Raw genomic sequence first — 18,630 nt, forward strand, 5'->3', positions numbered from 1 at the left:
AGCGTAAGTATGCTTACTACCCTAGACCCGGCGGCCTGCCGGCCTCAACTTTTGAGCCTAGAAGAACAGGCCCAGGAAGCCGACGCCGACACTTCCCACCAGCGCGATGATCAGAAGCCAGACAATGACGGTGCGGTACTTATTCATGGTTCGCATAGTCGCCAAGTCTACCGAGCCGGCCTGCGCCGCCTGGTTGCGGCCAGCGCTGCGACGGACAGCAGCGCGCAGACAGTCATCACCAGTGCCAGCGGGAGCGCGGATCCCCCGCCGGCCAGCCCGGTCAGCGGCGAGACGACAGCGCCCATGAAGAACTGTGCGCTGCCCAGCGCCGCGGAGCCGCTGCCGGCAGCCTGGCCTGCTTCGGCGAGCGCCAGGGACGTGGTGTTGCCCATGATGAAGCCAATGGAGCTGGCGGCACAGAAGATGGGGACCGCCAGAAGCAGCGGCGGAGAGGACAGCGCCACGAGCGCCAGAATGGCCAGGGACATGGCCAGCAGCACGGAAACGGCCACGGTGACGGTTTTCCTCGGCGGCACCCGATGGGCCAGCCGGGCGGAGATAAACCCCGCACCCACCAGGCCCATCGCGTTGATGCCGAAGGCCAGGCCGTACATGGAGGCCGAAAGCCCCATCAGGTTCTGGTAGACGAAGGGTGATGCCGAGATGTAAGCCATCAGGACCCCGAAGCTGCTTGCGAAGAGCACCACATAGCCGGTGAATTTCCGGTTCCGGAGCACCTCTGCCAGACCGGCCAGCAACGGACCGCTGCTGCGGTGGACGCGGGGATGGGTTTCGCCCGCCACTGCAGCCACGCAGGCGAACATCAGCAGTGCCAGCCCGGCCAGCACCCACAGCACCCCGCGCCAGCCCAGGCCCTCGGCCAGGAAACCGCCCACCGTCGGGGCCAGGACCGGGGCCACACCGCCAATGGTCATGAGCAGGCTGAAGGTCCGGGCCGACGTCGCTCCCGTGGTCAGGTCCGAGACCATGGCCCGCGCAATCACCACGCCCGCCGATGCGCTCAGCCCCTGGATGAGGCGTCCCGCCACCAGCACCTCCAGTGTCGGGGCCAGGGCGCAGAGCGCGGAGGCGAGGACAAAGCCCGCCGAGCCCAGCAGCAGCGGGCGGAAGCGTCCGTGCCGGTCGGAGAGCGGACCGAAGACCAGCTGGCCGGCGCCCATGCCGAGGAAAAAGGCGGTGAGGGTCAGCTGCACGCCGGTCGCAGAGGCCCCGAGCTCCCCGGTCATTGCAGGGAATGAGGGCAGATACAGGTCGGTGGCAAACGGTCCGGTGGCCGAGAGCAGGGCCAAGACCAGCAGCAGGCCGGTTGTCATGGTGGTTACGGGCCGGCGGCGATCGGGATAAAGCATGTCCTGATGCTATGGCTCCCCTCCCGCGCGGCCGTAATTTCCGACAGGATTGACACAGCAACGGCTGCTGCCTGAGAGGAACGGGACCACATGAGCACTCAAGGTGAAGACCGCAAGCGGATAGTCGCAGGGGTGGACGGTTCACAGCTGTCCCTGCAGGCCCTGCGGAAGGCGCGCCACCTGGCCGAGGCACTGGGCCGCCCGTTGGAGGTAGTGACGGTCGGGGAGCACGCCATTTCCCTGACGCCCCCCGTCGCCACCGAGACCTGGTCCCCGCACACCGAGGCCGAGGAGGTCCTCCGCGACGCGGTCCGGGACGCGTTCGGCGATGATGTCCCGCCGGGCCTGCAACGGACGGCGCTGGTGGGCAACCCGGCGAAAATGCTCATTGAAGCCAGCCGGGGCGCCGAGATGCTGGTGGTTGGCAACCGCGGCCGGGGCGGTTTCGCCGGGCTGCTGCTGGGGTCGGTCAGTTCGACCCTGGCCTCGCATGCCAACTGTCCGGTCCTGATCATCCACCGCACCGAATCGGACTAATTCCGGTGCGCCCGGGAGTGGCGGGGAGCCCGGGCGGCGTTTAGTCGGCGGTGGCGCGGCGCAGGATGACGACGGCGCCGGCTGCGGCAACCAGCATCAGCACCAGGCCGATCAGCGAGGTGGTGTCCACACCGGAATCAAAGGCGGCGCGGGCCGATTCGAGCAGCTGCTGCGCGGACTCGCCGGGCAGCCGCTGGGCCGCCTCAACGGCACCGCCGAGCGTCTCGGAGGCGGCGGCAGCGTCGTCCGGCGACAGCCCCTCGGGCACTGACACCCCGTTGCGGTAGTCCGCCGTCAGGATGCTGCCCAGGACGGCGGTGCCCAGCACGGAACCCACTTCATAGGCCGTCTCGGAGATCGCCGAGGCCGCACCTGCCTTGGTGGGCGGCACCGAGGACAGGATCAGGTCGTTGGAGATCGTTTCGGCCGCCCCCACGCCGAGCCCGAGGACCATGAACGCCACCATCAGCCCGCCCACTCCGCCGTCCCCGGCGGCCAGGATGATCGTGTAGCCCACGGCGTTCAGCAGCAGTCCGCCGGCCACCACGTATCCCGGGCGGATGTGCCGGACCACGCGGACCACCGCCAGCCCGGCGATGATGGTCAGCAGCAGGCCCGGCAGCATGATCAGGCCGGCTTCCTGCGGTGACTTCTCCAGGACCAGCTGCAGGTGCTGGGACAGGAAGAAGATGAACCCGACCAGTGAGAAGACGCTGAGCAGGTTGGCGCCGATGGAACCGCTGAAGGTGGGGTTGCGGAACAGCCGCACATCCAGCATGGGATGCAGGCGGCGGAGCTGGCGGCGGACAAAGAGCACCCCGAAGGCCAGCCCGACGGCGATGGGCAGCAGCGATTCGGCCCCTGCCCCCGAGGTCGAAATCGCCTTGATGCCGTAGACAACCGGGAACATCGCTGCCATGACCAGCAGCACGCTCAACAGGTCCACCGGCCCCGGATTCGGGTCACGGGATTCGGGCAGCAGGATCGGGCCCAGGACCAGCAGCGGGATGAGCACCGGAACGGAGAGCAGGAACACCGATCCCCACCAGAAGTGCTCCAGCAGCACGCCGCCCACGATGGGGCCGAGCGCGGCGCCGCCGGAGAAGCCGGCGGCCCAGACGGCAATGGCGATGCGCCGCTGGGAGGGAACGGTGAAGATGTTCCGGATCAGGGACAGTGTGGCCGGCATCAGCATGGCGCCGAAGAGCCCGAGCAGCGCACGGGCGCCGATCAGGGCCTCGGCGCTGGGGACAAAGGCCGCGGCGGCGGAAACCAGGCCGAATCCGGCGCTGCCCACCAGCAGCAGCTTCCGCCGGCCGATCCGGTCACCCAGTGCTCCCATGGGGACCAGCAGGCCGGCCAGGACCAGTGCGTAGATGTCCACGATCCAGAGCAGTTCGGTGCCGGTGGGAGCCAGCGCGCGGGACAGCGACGGGATGGCGAAACTGAGCACGGTGTTGTCCACGGAAATCAGCAGCACAGGCAGCATGAGCACTGCCAGTCCCAGCCATTCACGCCGTCCGGCTCGTTGAATGGGGTGCGCTTCCAGTACCGCGGGCACAGCTGTCTCCTTTAAGGATCGTGGGGGTGTTCGCCAGCAGCCGGCGGCCGGGCCGCAGGCATTTACTGTACCGTCTAGACTGTACAGGAATTGATGGCGTAGCGTAAACGTATGCCTGAGCACATATCCACCCGGGATCGCATCCTCTCCGCCTACGAGGAACTGCTGATCAATGAAGGTCCCCGGGGGGCCACAATGGACGCCGTCGTCGCGCTGGCCGGAGTTTCCAAGGGCGGGCTGCTGTACCACTTCAAGAACAAGGAAGCCCTGGCCGCCGCCCTGATAACCCGGCTCCAGGAGCTGGCCGCCGAGGATATCCGGACCATGGCCGCTGATCCCGAGGGCCCGTCCCGGTACCTGGTCCGGGAATCCGTCTACGTGGGCAGCGCGCTGGACCGCGCCCTGATCGGCGTCGTACGCCTGGCCCAGGCCTCCGACGCGGAAGCCTCGGCAGTGCTCGAACGCATCCACCGCGACTGGATGGACCTGGTGCTGGCTGAGGTCGGCAGCCCGGCCATCGCCCGTGCCATTGTGCTGCTCGGCGACGGGCTCTACTACAACGAGGGCCTGCCCGGCGGCTGGCCGCGGGAGAAAAGCTCCTCCACCGCCGAGTCGGTGGCCGAGCTGCTGGAAGTCGTGGAAGTCCTGAAGGCACACGCAGCGTCGCTCCAGCGCTCCCGCTAGGCCCTGTGCCACAGTAGGTCCATGGAATTCAGCACAGCAGACCTCTACGACCAGCACGGCGATCTCCTGGCGTCCGTGACCCTTCAGTTCCAGGACCTGGGCGGACACACCAGCTTCACCGGGCCGATCCGCACCGTCCGCTGCCTGGAAGACAACGGCTTGGTGAAGTCCCTCCTGAACTCCCCCGGCGGCGGTGCCGTGCTGGTGGTCGACGGCGCCGGATCCTTCAACAGCGCGCTGATGGGCGACATGATTGCCGGCGCGGCCGTGGCGAACGGCTGGGCCGGAGTGGTCATCAACGGACCGATCCGGGACCGGGCCGCCGTGGCCAAGCTTCCGCTGGGCGTAAAGGCGCTGGGCTCGAATCCGCGCAAGAGCGCCAAGGAATCCGCCGGCGAGGTGGATGTACCGGTTGAATTCGGCGGCGTCACCTTCCACCCGGGCGCCGTGCTCTATGCCGATGAAGACGGCATCCTCGTCGAACGCCGGGACGCGTAGAACGCTAGGAGCACTCCCGTGGCCAATGTCCTGCTGTTCCACCACGCGCAGGGGCTGACCTCCGGCATGGACGCTTTTGCGGACGTGCTGCGCGGGGCCGGCCACACCGTGACCGTCCCGGACCTTTACGACGGCCACACCTTCGCGCACCTCGACGACGGCGTGGCCTACGCGCAGGAACTCGGTCTGGAGGAGATCGAGGAAGCCGGGGTCAGGATCGCCGGCCGCTTTCCGCCCGAAATGGTCTATATCGGCTTCTCGCTGGGAGTGCTTTGCGCCCAGCGGCTGGCGCAGACCCGGCCCGGCGCCCGCGGCGCGGTGCTGGTCAGTGCGTGTATGCCGCTGGGAACCTACGCGGACAGCTGGCCGGACGGAGTGCCGGTGCAGATCCACGGCATGGACGCGGATCCGATCTTTGTGGAGGAGGGCGATCTCAGCGCCGCCGAGAACCTGGTCGAAGCCACCGGCGAGGCGGAGCTGATCCTGTATCCGGGCATCTCGCACCTCTTTGCGGACATCGCCCTGGCGGACTATGACGAGAGCGCAGCACCCGCACTTACGGCGCGGGTGCTGGAGTTGCTCACTGCGATTGACGCGGCTTAGGCGGTCCCGCCAGGTAGTCCTTCAGGCCTAGGCGTTCCAGAGTCCGTAGGAATCGGCCAGCGAGGAGATCTTCTGGGCGCGGGCCAGGCGCGGCAGGTAGGAACCATCGCCCACCACGGCGCCGGCGGCGTGCGCTTCGAGCAGCTCGTGGGCCCACAGGACCTCCGATTCGCTCGGCGAGAGGCCGTGGTTGATGAAGTCGGCAGCTTCAGGCATCAGGCAGAGCTTGCCGGTCATGCCCATGGACTGGGTGACCTTGCATGCCTCCAGCAGTTTGTCGCCCAGGGCACCGACGGTGGGGCCGTCGATCGGGCCGGGCAGCTGGCCGACGCGGGAAGCGACCACCAGCTTGGAGCGGGCGTAGGCCAGGGCCATGGGATCGTCGGAGGCACCGGTGTCGCGGCGGAAGTCACCGACGCCGAAGGCCAGGCGGAACGTGCCCGGTGCGGAGGCAATCGCCGTCGCGTTCTCAATACCGAGGGCCGATTCCACCAGGGCCAGCACCGGGGTTCCTGCCTGCAGCCGCATGGCGGTGTGGGTGACCTGCTCGGGCTTTTCGGTCATGGCGAGCATGACGCCGCGCAGTCCCGGGGCTTTGGACAGGGCCGCGAGGTCGTCGGCCCAGTAGTCGGTTTCGATGCCGTTGACGCGCACCCAGGCGGTCATGCCGGTGGAGAGAGCCTCCACCACGCGTTCGCGGGCTTCAGCCTTGCCGGGGGCGGGCACGGCGTCTTCCATGTCGAACACCACGGAGTCCGCTTCGGAGGCAAGCGCCGGTGCGAAGTTCGCTTCATCGGCTGCCGAGGCCAGCAGCCAGGAACGGGAGAGTTTAGCGGGCAGCGACGCGGCGCGGCTGTTTCGGAAGGGTGCCATAGATAAGACACTACTTTCACCGTGCCGGTTCGCTTAAATGCGACGCCAACGTTTGTGTCCACCATCACTGCCTGGTTCCGGAAGGGCGGTTCCGGGGCCCGCTTCGGCTACGATTCCCCCCGCCGCAGCAGCCGCCCGCGCGGAACCAGGGGGTCGACGTCGGCGCCGGCCAGGAGGGTGCGGCGGACGACGCCGGTCAGTTCGGAGCCGGCGTAGGGCGTGATCGGGTTCTTGTGCTGCAGGGCGGCCGGGTCAACGGTAAAGGTGTCCTCAGCGGCAAACACGGCGAAGTCCGCGTCACGTCCCGGAATGATGCCGCCCTTGGCTTCCAGCCCGGCCAGCCGCGCCGGTGCCGCTGACATCCACTGCACTACCTGCTCCAGGGGCACGCCCCGGGTCCTGGCTTCGGTCCAGATCAGGGCCAGGCCCAGCTGCAGGGAGGACACCCCGCCCCAGGCCAGGCCGAAGTCTCCGCTGTCCAGCGCCTTCAGGTCCAACGTGCTCGGTGAGTGGTCGGAGACGATGCAGTCGATCGTTCCGTCCATCAGGCCCTGCCAGAGCCGTTCCCGGTTGTCGTCCCCGCGGATCGGCGGACAGCATTTAAAGGCGGTGGCGCCGTCGGGAATCTGCTCTGCCGCGAGGGTGAGGTAATGCGGGCAGGTTTCCACGGTGAGGCGGACGCCGTCGGCCTTGGCGTCGGCGATCAGCGGCAGCGCATCGGCCGAGGACAGGTGCAGGATGTGGGCGCGGGCCCCGGTGCGCCGGGCCGCATTGATCACCTGGGTTATGGCGGTGTCCTCCGCGGCCGCCGGCCGGGAGGCAAGGAAATCGGTGTACCGGGCACCGGCGGCCGCGGGAGCCTGCCCGAGCACGGCGGGGTTTTCCGCATGGACGATCAGCAGCCCGTCGAAGCGCTTCAGCTCGGCCAGGTCGGCTTCCATCTCGGCCGGCTCAAGGTGGGGAAATTCGTCCACGCCGGAGTGGACCAGGAAGCACTTGAAGCCAAACACCCCGGCCTCATGCAGCGGCTGCAGCTGTGCGGCATTTCCCGGCACGGCGCCGCCCCAGAAGCCGACGTCCACGTAGGCCTGGGAAGCGGCAGCAGCCCGTTTGGTGTCCAGCGCTGCAACATCCACCGTGGGCGGGATGCTGTTCAGCGGCATGTCGATCAGGGTGGTGACGCCGCCGGCCGCCGCGGCCCGGGTGGCGGAGGCGAATCCCTCCCATTCGGTGCGGCCGGGCTCGTTCACGTGGACATGGGTGTCCACCAGTCCGGGAAGCAGGGTTTCGTCGTCGGCCAGTTCGATCAGGGTGCCCCCTTCCAGCCCGGCGCCCAGGGGCACGACGGCGGTGATCACGCCGTCGTTGATGCCTACCTCGGCCGGGGCCGGGCCGTCAGGGGTCAGGACTGCCCGGCCGCGGATCACGGTGTCATACGGCGCCGTGTCATACGCCGGCGCCACTTAACGGCCTCCGAGCAGGACCTGGCGGTTGACGTCCTTATAGAGCAGGTAGCGGAAGTTGGAGGGCCCGCCGGCATAACAGGCCTGCGGGCAGAACGCGCGCAGGGACATGTAGTCGCCTTCCTGCACCTCCACCCAGTCCTGGTTCAGCCGGTAGACGGCCTTGCCTTCGAGCACGTAGAGCCCGTGCTCCATCACGTGGGTTTCGGCGAACGGAATCACCGCGCCCGGCTCGAAGGTCACCACGTTGACGTGCATGTCGTAGGCAATGTCATCGACCGGAATCATCCGGGTGGTCCGCCACTTGTTGTCCGTGCCCGGCATCGCGGCCGGTTCCAGGTCCGCCTCGTTGCCGAATACCGGTGCCGGCAGGTGCCCGGCCAGCGGCTGGTAGGCCTTGCGGATCCATTGGAACTTCGCCGGGTCCGCGCCGTCGTTGGACACCTCCCAGACCGTTTCCGGAGGCAGGTAGGCGAATCCGCCGGGGGTGAGCGTTTGCTCCCCGTCGGCCAGGGCAACGGTCAGCGTTCCTTCGAGCACAAACACGAAGGACTCCACCACGCCCTGTTCCGGCTCCGGAGTGCGGGACCCGCCGCCGGGCCCCACCTCCACCAGGTACTGGGCAAAGGTGGTGGCGCCGCCGGCCACCGGCCGGTTCAGGATCCAGGTGCGGGTGTCCCGCCAGCCGGGCAGCACGCTGACCACGATGTCCCGCAGCACTCCGCGCGGAATGACTGTGTACGCCTCGGTGACTACGGCGCGGGAGGTGAGCAGCTCGGTCTGGGCCGGCAGGCCTGCCTCGGGGGCGAAGTAGCGGGGGGCGTTGCGGTCTGGGGTGTTCACTTAGCGGACCTTCTCTGTGGGTGCGTTGGTGGCTGCGTTGGTGGTTGTGGCGGCGTCGGTGTTGGTGCCACTGGCTGGCTCCGTACCTGCCGCGGCGGCGTGGGGATGCGCGAGGGCAGCGAGGTCGGGGCCGGCCAGCCCGGTGTTCCTGACAACCTCATCCCCGGTCAGCGCTCCGCAGAGCAAACCGCGGTGCACAAACCGGGCCAGGGCGCGCGCGGTGGCGGGCTCGTCGAGGACGCTGCCGGACCGTTTCTGCACATAATCGCGCAGCCGGCCCGCAGCGGCGTCGAACCCTTCCCGGTAGAAGGAGTAGGTGGCCAGATACCGGGTGGGCAGCTGCGCGGGGTGCAGGTCCCAGCCCTGGTAGAAGCCACGTTCCAGGGAACGGCGCACCAGCCGGGCGTGAAGCGCCCAGGCACTGCGGACCTCGCCGGGGGTGCCCAGCGGCAGGATGTTCGTGGATCCGTCGGAGAGCCGGACGCCGGTTCCCGCGGCAGCCACCTGCATCACGGCCTTGGCGTAGTCGGCGGCCGGATGCTCCATGGACTGGTGCGCCGCGGCGATCTGCAGGGAGTCGCTGTAGTCATACGTGCCGTAATGCAGGCCGGAAACCCGCCCTTTGCCGCGGTGGATCAGCGGTGCCACCGGCACGGTGCCGTTGGCGGCCAGGATCAGCTGCGGGGTTTCCACCTGCACCTCGAACCGCAGCCGCCCCGGGGGAAGCCCGTGGGCCTCCTCCAGCCGCCCGCAGGTAAAGGCCATGGCTTCGACCTGATCCACCGTGGATACCTTGGGCAGCGTAAGCACCAGCCCGTCGGGCAGCGGACCGGACCCGAGCAGCCCGGACAGGAACAGATCCAGTGTCCGGACGCCCCTGGCGCGGGTGGCTGCTTCGAAGGACTTGAACCTGATGCCGACAAACGGCGGCGCGGTGCCGGTGCGGACGGCGCCCGCCACCGCCGCCGCGGCGCGGACCGCATGGGCGTCCTCCTCAGCGTCGGGGCGCAGGCCGTAGCCGTCTTCGAAATCCAGCCGCAGGTCTTCGATGGGCTCGGTGCGCAGCTTGGCGTCGACCAGGGGCACGACGGCGGCGGCCAGGTCCGCGTCCAGGCCCAGCAGGGTGGCGAGCGCCGGCAATCCCCCGTGGTTTTCCACCGCGGACAGGCCGGCCGTGCCCCAGTCCGCGGGCAGCCCGGGAAGGCAGCGATCGGCCGGGATGTACACGGTATGCACGGGTTGCCGGGTGCCGGCGTCGCCGGGGTATGCGGCGGCGAGCAGCCGGTCGGTGTCGGCCAGCGCAGCGTCCAGGCGGAGCAGGTGCTCCCCGCCCAGGACGGTGGCCGGCGCCGGGTTTGGGTTCGGGTTCGGTGCCCTGCGGGGCATCAGCAGAATCCGCCGATGGTGTTCCAGACCGGCGACTGGGGCTCCGTACCCTCCCGCAGCACGGCCGCCTCAATGAGTCCGTAGGGCCGGTCCGCGGCGAAGAAGACCTCGTTGGGGTTGTCGACCCCAAAGGGTGCCAGGTCCACCAGGAAGTGGTGGTTGTTCGGCAGTGACAGCCGGACCTCGTCGATTTCCGGATGGGCCTGGAGCACTGCCTTGCCCATTTCGAACATGCTCTGCTGCAGGGCCAGGGAATGGGTGGCAGCGAAGGCGTCCAGGAGCAGGTTCCGCACCGAAGCGTAGACGGCGTTGAAGTCCAGGCCGGAGAGGTCGGCGCCGTCGGCGTAGCGCCACTTGGCGGTGACGTCGGTGGCCAGGATCCGGTCGGTGGTCTCGGCCAGGGTGGTGTAGCGGTCCCGGGGGAAGCCGTGGAATTCGGAGCCGGTGGTTTTCAGGACGGTCAGGCCGGTGATCCCGGAGACCAGGTGGGTCCGGCCGTCCGCAGCGAGGAGCACCGCGGTCCGGATTTCGGACTTGTCCTTCGCGAAGGCGTGGTCGTGGTCGTTGATCCGGTTCCAGAAGTACTGCTCCGCCGCCCAGCGTCCGCCGCTGACCCAGTCGAAACCGGTGGTGAAGTGGGCTGCCAGCCGGCCAAGGAACTCCTCCGGCGAGCCCACGCCGTCGCGCGCAAAGGCATAAATGGTGTTCTTCTGCGTATCGGTGGCCACCACATGCGAGTTGTCGCCCTGCGTGTGGGCCGCCTCAAAGTCGCCGTGCACCTGGGAGGTGACGCTGAGGTCCTCCAATTGATGCCGGGCGGTATCCCGCGTGACTTTGACCAGCCGGACCTCGGCCTTTCCATACTGGTTGCTGCCGAGCACAATCCGCGGCGCAGCGCCACTTTCCCCCGCTGCCGGTTCCGGATGTTGCGGTGCCTTTTCCGTGAAACTGTTCCCCATCGGGGCCTGCATTGCTTCTGTCATGGTGGTCAGCTTCCTCGGTAGGTGGAGTAGGCGAAGGGACTGAGCAGCAGCGGCACGTGGTAGTGCTGCTCCGGGTTGGCGAGGGTGAAGGTCAGGGAGACGCTGGGGAAAAAGGTGTCGGTTGCCGTAGCGGCAAAGTAGTCGCCGGTGGCGAAGTCGATCCGGTAGGTACCCGGAAGCAGTTCTTCCGGGCCAAGGCTGCTGATCCGGCCGTCACCGTCCGTGGTGCCCTCTCCGACCTGGTCCCAACCGCCGTCGCGCAGGGACCAGAGGGAGGCGGCGACGCCGTCGGCCGGCTTTCCGGCAGCGGTATCCAGGACATGGGTGGTGATGTGGCTGCGCGCCACGCCCAGGAGTTTCCGGAGCCGGAGGATGGCGATGTCCCGCAGCTGGGCTGCGATGACGGGGAGTTCTTCGGCGGAGGTGTTGCCGAGCCGCTGGCGGAGATTATCCAGGATCTCCTCGCCGCTGCGCCCGGCCGCGCGGATGAGGAAAACGCGGCCGAACTTGTCTTCATAGTCTCGGTTTCCGGCGAGCAGCCTCTCGGACAGGCCGTCGAGGCTGCTCACGGAGGCCTGCTCGCCGCGGGAGAACTGCGCCTCGGAGCCGGAACCGGCCGGACGCTCGCCGATTCGCGGATGATGGACCAGCGCAGCATCGATCTCTGCTTCGGTCCAGTCCGGGGCAGCGAGCTCAGCGAAGCTCAGCAGTTCCCCGGGGGTGGCAAACGGGCGGGCAGCTGCTACTTCTGAGGCCCAGCGCGGGATGTCGACGCAGGGGCGCAACATGGTTTCCGCCTCCGGCAGGGAGGCGGCGTTGAACGTGTCGAGAAAATTCCCGGAGAGCTCTGGTGCCATGGGTGTCAGCTTTCAGATAGGCAGGACTGCAGTGTCGGCGCTGAACACCCTTGACCATCGGACAAGCCGACTTGATTCGATGTTTTACGACACTTCAGATGTTTACGGCGCTTTTTACGGCACTGCAATTGTTATTTGCGCCAGTCTGGGTGCCGCGGGCCCCGCCTGTCAAGAACGAATTGTTTGCGTCGGAATAAAACGAAGTTCCGTTTCCGGGGCGTTAATTCTCAGCCGCAGGCAGGTTAAATTCTTAGCGTTGAGTTGCCTCGGCGCCGCTTATCCGGCCATCATCTTCCGGGCCGCGGCGGTGTGCCGGGAGATGAGTTCCGGCAGGTCGCAGTCCGGAAGCGTGCCGTCGATGACGCGCCAGTTTCCGGCCACCATCACCCGGTCGGCCCGGTCCGCCCCGCAGAGCAACAATGCGGAGAGCGGGTCGTGGCTGCCGGAGAAGCGCAGGTCATCGAGCCGGAACAGGGCCAGATCGGCCTGCCGCCCAGGTGCCAGTTCACCAATGTCGGTCCTCCCCAGCGCCCGGGCCGACCCCTTGGTGGCCCAACCCAGCGCCCGTTCGGGAGTGATGGCCTCCGCGCCGTAGCGCAGCCGCTGCAGGTACAGGGCCTGCCGTGCTTCAAGGATCAGGTTGGAGGCATCGTTCGATGCGGAGCCGTCCACCCCCAGCCCCACCGGCGAACCCGCATCCTCCAGTTCGGCCATCCGGCCGATGCCGCTGGCCAGGCGCATGTTCGACGTCGGGCAGTGGGCCACCGCGGTGCCTGCCGCTCCGAGCCGGGCGATCTCCGCGTCGTTGAAGTGCACGCCGTGGGCCAGCCAGGTCCGGTCCCCGAGCCAGCCGACGCTTTCCAGGTAGTCCACCGTCCGCAGCCCGAACATGTCCAGGCAGAAGGCTTCCTCATCCATGGTTTCAGCCAAGTGGGTATGCAGGCGGACATCGTGCTCCTGTGCCATCGCGGCGCTGTCCCGCATGATCCCCTGGGTGACGGAAAACGGCGAGCAGGGGGCCAGGCCGATCTGGATCACCGCGCCGTCGCCGCGTTCGTGATAGTTCCGGATCAGCCGTTCGCTGTCGGCCAGGATCACTGCGGCCGACTGGACGGTCTGCTGCGGAGGCAGGCCGCCGTCATCTTCTCCCAGGGTCATGGAGCCGCGGGTGAGCATGGCCCGCATCCCGAGCTTCCGGACCACTTCCACCTGCACGTCGATGCCCTGTTCCAGCCCGTCCGGGAACAGGTAGTGGTGGTCCGCCGCGGTGGTGCACCCGGACAGCAGCAGTTCCGACAGGGCCACGGTGGTGGCCAGTTCCAGATCCGCCGGAGTCAGCCGGGCCCAGACCGGATACAGGTTTTTCAGCCAGGGAAAGAGCGGCGTGTTCACCACCGGGGCCCAGGCCCGGGTCAGGGTTTGGTAGAAGTGGTGGTGCGTATTGATCAGCCCCGGCAGCAGCACGTGTGCGGAGGCGTCAAAGGTCTCCGCACAGGGCTCGGCGGGTGCCTGCCCCGCGGCCAGCACCTCGGCAATAACGCCGTTTTCGATCACCAGGCCGCCGCCGGCGTCGAGCCCGTTGGCGGTGAAAGCGGCCAGCGGGTTCCTGATCCAGAGGCGGACGGAGTCCGGGGAGGCAGAGTTCGCGGGATCGGGGTTGGGGGCAGAGTTCGCCGGAGACAGACCCCTTCCGGGGCCAGCTCAGTGAACTTGTCTGCTGATCCAAGAGGCTGCTCGGCTGACCGCGTCAGTCGACCGGCCGCCAAGTGCGGCGCGGATGCGGTGGTGCCTGCCGGCCGCACGTTGCCCAGCCTACGGCAACCCGTCAGGTGTCATATCCCGTAAAGCATCCCGCGTGGCGGATCAGCATGGTACGCTTCCGTGAAAATTATCGGAGCCAATACGGTTTTACCGCGGAACATTCGAAGGTGCTCAGAATTCGCATTCTTTCGGCTGCGTGGATATTAGCGTCATCCGTTATCCGACATCAGACTTTTGCTATTGTTCCGCGGATTTAAGGCCCCTGCCCTGCGGCAGGGGGAACTCACCGCTTTGGTTCCTTGGATGGCCGGCGGAGATAACCGCCGGCAGGCGTTGCTGGAGGGTTGGCCGCAGTGTTGGAGATATTGGATGCACTGGCTTCGGCCATGGAGGGCGGCTTGCCATGCGCTGCCGCCACCGTGGTCCGCGCCACCGGGTCCGTTCCGCGCCCGGTGGGGACATCCATGCTGATCAGCGGCAACGGGACCATAACCGGTTCCCTGTCCGGCGGCTGCGTGGAGGCTGCAGTGGTGGCCGTTGCCGAAGATGCCCTCGCCGATGGCCGGCCGCGGCTGGAGAGCTTCGGCTACAGCGACACCGATGCCTTCGCCGCCGGACTCACCTGCGGCGGGACACTGGACGTGATGATCCAGCCGTTTTCCCCCGTGATGCTGCCGGACCTGCCCGCCGCCGGAACCCCCTGCGCGCTCCTCACCCGCATGGACGGACCGATGTCCGCGCCCCTCCTGGTGTCCGATCCGGCCGCCGCTGCTGCCACCCCGGCCGAGCTCCTGTCCCGCCATGGCGCCGGACTGCGCGCACTGCTGGACGCCGACCCGCTGCCGGCAGCCGCCCGCCTGGCACCACTGATCGCCGCTGGCCGGACCGGGCAGGTGGACCTGGGCGGGCCGGAGTGCGGCGGCGCCGTCCTGTTCCTGGAATCCCGGCTCGCGGCGCCGCGGCTGGTGCTGGTGGGTTCCAACGATTTCTCCGACGCCCTGGCCCGGCAGGGCCGGCTGCTGGGTTACCACGTCACGGTCTGCGATGCCCGGCCGGCTTTCACCACCCCGGACCGGTTTCCCGCCGCCCACCAGGTCACGGTGCAGTGGCCGGATCAGTACCTGCGCCAGCAGGACCAGTCCGGCGCACTGGATGCCCGGTCGGTGATCTGCGTGCTCACGCATGACGCCAGGTTTGACGTCACGGTGCTGGCCGCGGCCCTGCAGCTGAACGTGGCCTATGTTGGAGCGATGGGATCGCGGCGCAGCCATGAGACACGGATGGCCGCACTGGCTGCCGCCGGCGTCACGCCGCTGCAGCTGCAGCGGCTGCACTCCCCCGTTGGCTTGGACATCGGCGCCGCCAGCCCCGAGGAAACCGCGCTTTCCGTCTTCGCTGAAATAGTGGCCGCCAGGTCCGGTGCGGCTGCCAGCGGGCTGCCGCTGCGGGATGGCACCGGCCCCATTCATCCGTTCAACCGTTTGCACGTTAGCTAGGGGAAGCACCATGGATCTGCCCACCGTCTCACATCTGGTGCACACGGCCGACCCCGGTCAATGGCGTCCCGGAGACGCCTGGCTGGCCGGCGGCACCGTGCTGTTCTCCTACGGCAGCGACACCCTGGAACGGCTGCTCGACATCACCACCGCCGGGTGGGAACCGCTGACGGCCTCCGCTGCCGGGCTGGAGATCGCCGCCACCTGCACCATCGCCGAGCTGTTCGCCTACCCCGGGGCGGCACCGGCTGACCTGCGCACCAGGTGGCGCGCCCTGGACCTGGTGGCGCTCTGCTGCGACTCCTTCGTGGCCTCCTTCAAGGTATGGAATGTCTCCACCGTCGGAGGGAACATCTGCACCGGACTGCCCGCCGGCCCCATGACCGCGCTCACCGCTTCCCTGGACGGCATCGCCCTGATCCACAGTCCCGATGGCTCCACCCGCCGGCTGCCGGTGACCGAGCTGGTCACCGGAGACTGCCGCACCGCACTGGCTCCGGGCGAACTGCTGCGCAGCGTAAGCGTTCCCGCAGCCGCACTGGAATCCCGCACCGCGTTCCGGCGGCAGTCGCTGACCAATCTGGGCCGGTCGGGGGCGCTGCTGATCGGCCGGCTGGATGCCGACGGCGGTTTTGTGCTGACCGTGACGGCGGCGACCAAGCGGCCGGTCCAGGTCCGCTTTGCCTCGGCACCGGATGCGGCGGAGCTGCGGGCGGCATTGGACGCCGCCGTCGAACCCGGCCTGTGGCATGACGACGTGCACGGGCTTCCGGAGTGGCGGCGCTACATGACCGGACGGCTGGCGGAGGAAATCCGGGCTGAGCTCGCCGCGCCGGTTCCCTCTCCCGGTTTCTCTCCCGACGGAAAGGACGGCGTCCAATGACTTACCGGATCAACAACACCGCGGTTGAGGCCATCCCCTTTCCCGGGCAGTGCCTGCGGACCTTCCTGCGCGAACAGGGCACCCTGGGTGTGAAAAAGGGCTGTGACGCCGGGGACTGCGGGGCCTGCACCGTCCATGTGGACGGCAAACCGGTGCACAGCTGCATTTATCCGGCGGTCCGGGCCGAGGGTCGGGAAATCACCACCATCGAGGGCCTGGCCGGGGAGGACGGCCTGCATCCGATGCAGCAGCAGTTCCTGGACGCCCAGGGGTTCCAATGCGGCTTCTGCACCGCCGGGATGATCATGACCGCCGCAACCTTCGATGAGGAACAGAAGCAGGACCTGCCGCGGAACCTGAAGGGCAACCTGTGCCGCTGCACCGGCTACCGGGCGATCGAAGACGCCGTCTGCGGCGTGCGGCATACTGCCACACCCGGCACCGGCAGCATCGGCGCCAACATTCCTGCCCCGGCCGGGCCCGCCATCGTCACCGGTACCGCCCGCTACACCCTGGATCTGCCGGGCCCGGCACTGCCCGGACTACTGCATCTGAAAATCCTCCGCTCCCCCTATCCGCACGCGCGGATCGTCTCCATTGATGCGTCCGAAGCGCTGGCTGTTCCCGGGGTCGAGGCGGTCTTCACCCACCACGACGCTCCGCTGCAGCGTTTTTCCAGCGCCCAGCACGAACTGCACACCGACGACCCGGACGATACCCGGATCCTGGACGACGTGGTCCGTTTCAAGGGCCAGCGGGTGGCCGCAGTCGCCGCATCCTCGGTGGCTGCCGCCGCCGAGGGAACCCGGCGGATCAAGGTCGAATATGAGCTGCTGCCCGCCGTCTTCAACCCGGCCGCCGCCCTGGCCCCGGATGCCCCGCTGCTGCATCCGGACGCGGATACCGGCTCCAACATCGTGGCCGAGCTGCACTCCGAAATCGGTGACCTCGCCGCGGGTTTCGCCGCCGCCGCCGTCGTTCATGAAAACACCTACGAAAGCCAGCGGCTGCAGCACGTGGCGTTGGAAACCCACGCCGCCGTTGCCTGGTTCGACGACGCCGGCCGGCTCACGGTGCGCACCTCCAGCCAGGTGCCGTTCCTGGTCCGGCGGACGCTGTGCCGGATTTTCGACCTGCAGCCGGAGTCGGTGCGGGTGGTAGCCGGGCGGGTGGGCGGCGGTTTCGGCGGCAAGCAGGAAGTGCTCACCGAGGACCTGGTGGCGCTGGCCGCGCTGCGCCTGAACCGGCCGGTCCAGCTGGAACTGACCCGCCAGGAACAGTTCACGGCCAGCACGGTCCGGCACCCGTTCGCCGTCCGCGTCCGGGCCGGCGCGGCGCGCGACGGGACGCTGACCGCCCTGGAGCTGGATGTCACCACGAACACGGGGGCGTACGGAAACCACGCGCCGGGAGTCATGTTCCATGGCTGCGGCGAATCGGTTGCGGTCTACCGCTGCCGCAATAAGAAGGTGGACGCCCGGGCGGTCTACACCAACACGCTTCCTTCCGGGGCGTTCCGTGGCTACGGGCTGAGCCAGATGATTTTCGCGGTCGAATCCGCGCTGGATGAACTGGCGCGCGGGATCGGGATGGAACCGCTGGAGTTCCGCCGCCGCAATGTCGTGGCGAAGGGGGACGCGATGCTCTCCACCGCAGCGGAGCCGGCGGAGGACGTGCACTACGGCAGCTACGGACTGGACCAGTGCGTCGATCTGGTCCGGGACGCACTGGACCGCGGCCTGGTCTCCGCGGAGACATCCGGTGAGGGCCTGGATCCGCAGTGGCTGGTGGGCGCGGGAACCGCCGTCGCCATGATCGACACCGTGCCCCCGCGCGGTCACATCTCACACGCGAAAATCATGCTCCTTCCGGACGGGCGGTACGGGCTCGACGTCGGCACGGCGGAATTCGGCAACGGCACCACCACCGTCCACACGCAGCTGGCAGCCACCGCGCTGCACACGGATCCGGGCCAGGTGGTGATCCGGCAGTCGGACACCGATCTGGTGGACCATGACACCGGAGCCTACGGTTCCACCGGCACCGTGGTGGCAGGCAAGGCCACCCTGGCAGCAGCCGAGGAACTGGCGGTGCTGCTCAAGGGATTCGCGGCGTCGCTCTTCGCGAACACCTCCGCCCAGGTGGTGCTGGAAGCCGAGGCGGTGGAATGCGGCGGCGAGCGCCTGTCCCTGGCCGAGGTGGCCGCCCGGGCGCAGGAAGCCGGGATCAACCTGTCAGCGCAGGGACGCTGGGGCGGCACCCCGCGGTCGGTGGCGTTCAACGTGCAGGGCTTCCGGGTGGCGGTGAACAGCGGCACCGGCGAGATCCGGATCCTGCAAAGCGTGCATGCAGCCGACGCGGGAGTGGTGATGAACCCGATGCAGTGCCGGGGCCAGATTGAGGGCGGCATAGCCCAGGCGTTGGGGGCCGCGCTGTTCGAGAAGGTCCGGGTCAGCGAAACCGGAGAGGTGGAGACCAGGATCCTGCGCGAATATCACGTGCCCACCTTCGCAGACATACCCCGCACCGAGGTCCTCTTCGCCGACACGGACGACTCGCTGGGACCGAAAGGTGCCAAGTCCATGAGCGAAAGCCCCTTCAATCCGGTGGCCCCGGCACTGGCCAACGCTGTCCGCGATGCCACCGGCATCCGCTTTCCGTCCCTGCCGCTGGCCCGGGATACCGTGTTCCTGGCCCTGCAGGCCAGCCGGCCTACGCAGGCCGGCCCGCCGGGTGTCCAGGCCGGGGCCGCAGGAGTCCAGATCGGTCCGGTGGGCGTCTAGGCCGGGCCGCTGCCCGGGACCGGGTCTCCGGCCGTCCCGGAAGCCGCGC

General features: G+C 68.3%; 16 protein-coding genes and 1 pseudogene. 7 read left to right on the plus strand and 10 right to left on the minus strand.

All coding sequences use genetic code 11. From position 1 onward, the window contains the following. Positions 1-167 precede the first annotated feature (167 nt). The gene (locus KKR91_RS16075) at positions 168-1,370 is read right to left on the minus strand and encodes a multidrug effflux MFS transporter (RefSeq protein ID WP_210227325.1); all 1,203 of its coding nucleotides are present in this window, start codon (positions 1,368-1,370) and stop codon (positions 168-170) included. Positions 1,371-1,460: 90 nt separating this feature from the next. On the opposite strand from KKR91_RS16075, the gene KKR91_RS16080 reads away from it, so the two are divergent. Then, positions 1,461-1,907, plus strand: a complete 447-nt coding sequence (locus KKR91_RS16080) for a universal stress protein (RefSeq protein ID WP_210227324.1) — start codon at positions 1,461-1,463, stop codon at positions 1,905-1,907. A 40-nt stretch (positions 1,908-1,947) separates the two neighbouring features. Here the strand turns inward: KKR91_RS16080 and KKR91_RS16085 are convergent, their stop codons facing one another. Next, positions 1,948-3,468 carry an MFS transporter gene (locus tag KKR91_RS16085; protein ID WP_237687412.1) on the minus strand — a complete coding sequence of 507 codons (1,521 nt, stop codon included), beginning with the start codon at positions 3,466-3,468 and terminating at the stop codon, positions 1,948-1,950. Positions 3,469-3,579: 111 nt separating this feature from the next. Here KKR91_RS16085 and KKR91_RS16090 point away from each other — a divergent pair, with 111 nt between their 5' ends. Genes KKR91_RS16090 through KKR91_RS16100 form a run of 3 tightly spaced genes read left to right on the plus strand, consistent with a single transcriptional unit; the run spans position 3,580 to position 5,253 of the window. After that, complete coding sequence (locus KKR91_RS16090) at positions 3,580-4,152, plus strand: TetR/AcrR family transcriptional regulator (protein ID WP_237686107.1); 573 nt, start codon at positions 3,580-3,582, stop codon at positions 4,150-4,152. 21 nt (positions 4,153-4,173) lie between these two features. Continuing rightward, entirely contained in the window at positions 4,174-4,650 is a 477-nt protein-coding gene (gene rraA / locus KKR91_RS16095; protein ID WP_210227323.1) for a ribonuclease E activity regulator RraA, read from the plus strand. A gap of 18 nt (positions 4,651-4,668) precedes the next feature. Next, the gene (locus KKR91_RS16100) at positions 4,669-5,253 is read left to right on the plus strand and encodes a dienelactone hydrolase family protein (protein ID WP_210227322.1); all 585 of its coding nucleotides are present in this window, start codon (positions 4,669-4,671) and stop codon (positions 5,251-5,253) included. 27 nt (positions 5,254-5,280) lie between these two features. Here the strand turns inward: KKR91_RS16100 and KKR91_RS16105 are convergent, their stop codons facing one another. The 8 genes and pseudogenes from KKR91_RS16105 to KKR91_RS16135 form a co-directional block, all read right to left on the minus strand. Then, positions 5,281-6,126, minus strand: coding sequence for an HpcH/HpaI aldolase/citrate lyase family protein (locus tag KKR91_RS16105; RefSeq protein ID WP_210227320.1), 846 nt, complete (start codon positions 6,124-6,126; stop codon positions 5,281-5,283). Positions 6,127-6,233: 107 nt separating this feature from the next. Next, positions 6,234-7,589 (minus strand): allantoinase AllB, encoded by a 1,356-nt coding sequence (gene allB / locus KKR91_RS16110; RefSeq protein ID WP_237687413.1) that lies wholly within the window; start codon positions 7,587-7,589, stop codon positions 6,234-6,236. After that, positions 7,590-8,432 (minus strand): bifunctional allantoicase/(S)-ureidoglycine aminohydrolase, encoded by an 843-nt coding sequence (locus tag KKR91_RS16115; RefSeq protein WP_210227318.1) that lies wholly within the window; start codon positions 8,430-8,432, stop codon positions 7,590-7,592. After that, positions 8,433-9,818: a DUF6986 family protein gene (locus tag KKR91_RS16120; protein ID WP_237687414.1), complete on the minus strand. Its 1,386-nt coding sequence runs from the start codon at positions 9,816-9,818 to the stop codon at positions 8,433-8,435. Beyond that, complete coding sequence (pucL, locus tag KKR91_RS16125; protein WP_237687415.1) at positions 9,818-10,801, minus strand: factor-independent urate hydroxylase; 984 nt, start codon at positions 10,799-10,801, stop codon at positions 9,818-9,820. The genes KKR91_RS16120 and pucL overlap by 1 nt, the downstream gene beginning before the upstream one ends. Positions 10,802-10,806: 5 nt before the next feature. Beyond that, a complete protein-coding gene (uraH, locus tag KKR91_RS17075; RefSeq protein WP_237687649.1) occupies positions 10,807-11,148 on the minus strand; it encodes a hydroxyisourate hydrolase in 342 nt (113 codons plus the stop codon). 6 nt (positions 11,149-11,154) lie between these two features. Beyond that, positions 11,155-11,658 (minus strand): annotated as a pseudogene (gene uraD, locus KKR91_RS17080) (2-oxo-4-hydroxy-4-carboxy-5-ureidoimidazoline decarboxylase); the annotation flags it as partial. Positions 11,659-11,934: 276 nt separating this feature from the next. Then, positions 11,935-13,269 (minus strand): 8-oxoguanine deaminase, encoded by a 1,335-nt coding sequence (locus KKR91_RS16135; RefSeq protein WP_237687650.1) that lies wholly within the window; start codon positions 13,267-13,269, stop codon positions 11,935-11,937. A gap of 548 nt (positions 13,270-13,817) precedes the next feature. Between KKR91_RS16135 and KKR91_RS16140 the strand changes: the two genes are divergently transcribed. From KKR91_RS16140 to KKR91_RS16150, 3 genes are read left to right on the plus strand one after another with little or no spacing between them, the layout of a single operon-like run. Further along, positions 13,818-14,915, plus strand: a complete 1,098-nt coding sequence (locus tag KKR91_RS16140; protein ID WP_237687416.1) for an XdhC family protein — start codon at positions 13,818-13,820, stop codon at positions 14,913-14,915. A gap of 10 nt (positions 14,916-14,925) precedes the next feature. After that, the gene (locus KKR91_RS16145) at positions 14,926-15,798 is read left to right on the plus strand and encodes an FAD binding domain-containing protein (protein ID WP_210227316.1); all 873 of its coding nucleotides are present in this window, start codon (positions 14,926-14,928) and stop codon (positions 15,796-15,798) included. Continuing rightward, positions 15,795-18,581, plus strand: coding sequence for a molybdopterin-dependent oxidoreductase (locus tag KKR91_RS16150; protein WP_210227315.1), 2,787 nt, complete (start codon positions 15,795-15,797; stop codon positions 18,579-18,581). Before KKR91_RS16145 ends, KKR91_RS16150 begins: the two co-directional genes overlap by 4 nt. The last annotated feature ends 49 nt before the right edge of the window (positions 18,582-18,630 follow it).

This window comes from Arthrobacter jiangjiafuii, assembly GCF_018622995.1.
Lineage (GTDB): Bacteria > Actinomycetota > Actinomycetes > Actinomycetales > Micrococcaceae > Arthrobacter_B > Arthrobacter_B jiangjiafuii.

Bases quoted from the DNA above. Each gene is read 5' to 3' on its own strand.
- KKR91_RS16075 (WP_210227325.1), bottom strand. From the start codon at position 1,370: ATGCTTTATCCCGATCGCCGCCGGCCCGTAACCACCATGACAACCGGC.
- KKR91_RS16080 (WP_210227324.1), top strand. From the start codon at position 1,461: ATGAGCACTCAAGGTGAAGACCGCAAGCGGATAGTCGCAGGGGTGGAC.
- KKR91_RS16090 (WP_237686107.1), top strand. From the start codon at position 3,580: ATGCCTGAGCACATATCCACCCGGGATCGCATCCTCTCCGCCTACGAG.
- rraA (WP_210227323.1), top strand. From the start codon at position 4,174: ATGGAATTCAGCACAGCAGACCTCTACGACCAGCACGGCGATCTCCTG.
- KKR91_RS16105 (WP_210227320.1), bottom strand. From the start codon at position 6,126: ATGGCACCCTTCCGAAACAGCCGCGCCGCGTCGCTGCCCGCTAAACTC.
- KKR91_RS16120 (WP_237687414.1), bottom strand. From the start codon at position 9,818: ATGCCCCGCAGGGCACCGAACCCGAACCCAAACCCGGCGCCGGCCACC.
- pucL (WP_237687415.1), bottom strand. From the start codon at position 10,801: ATGACAGAAGCAATGCAGGCCCCGATGGGGAACAGTTTCACGGAAAAG.
- KKR91_RS16145 (WP_210227316.1), top strand. From the start codon at position 14,926: ATGGATCTGCCCACCGTCTCACATCTGGTGCACACGGCCGACCCCGGT.
- KKR91_RS16150 (WP_210227315.1), top strand. From the start codon at position 15,795: ATGACTTACCGGATCAACAACACCGCGGTTGAGGCCATCCCCTTTCCC.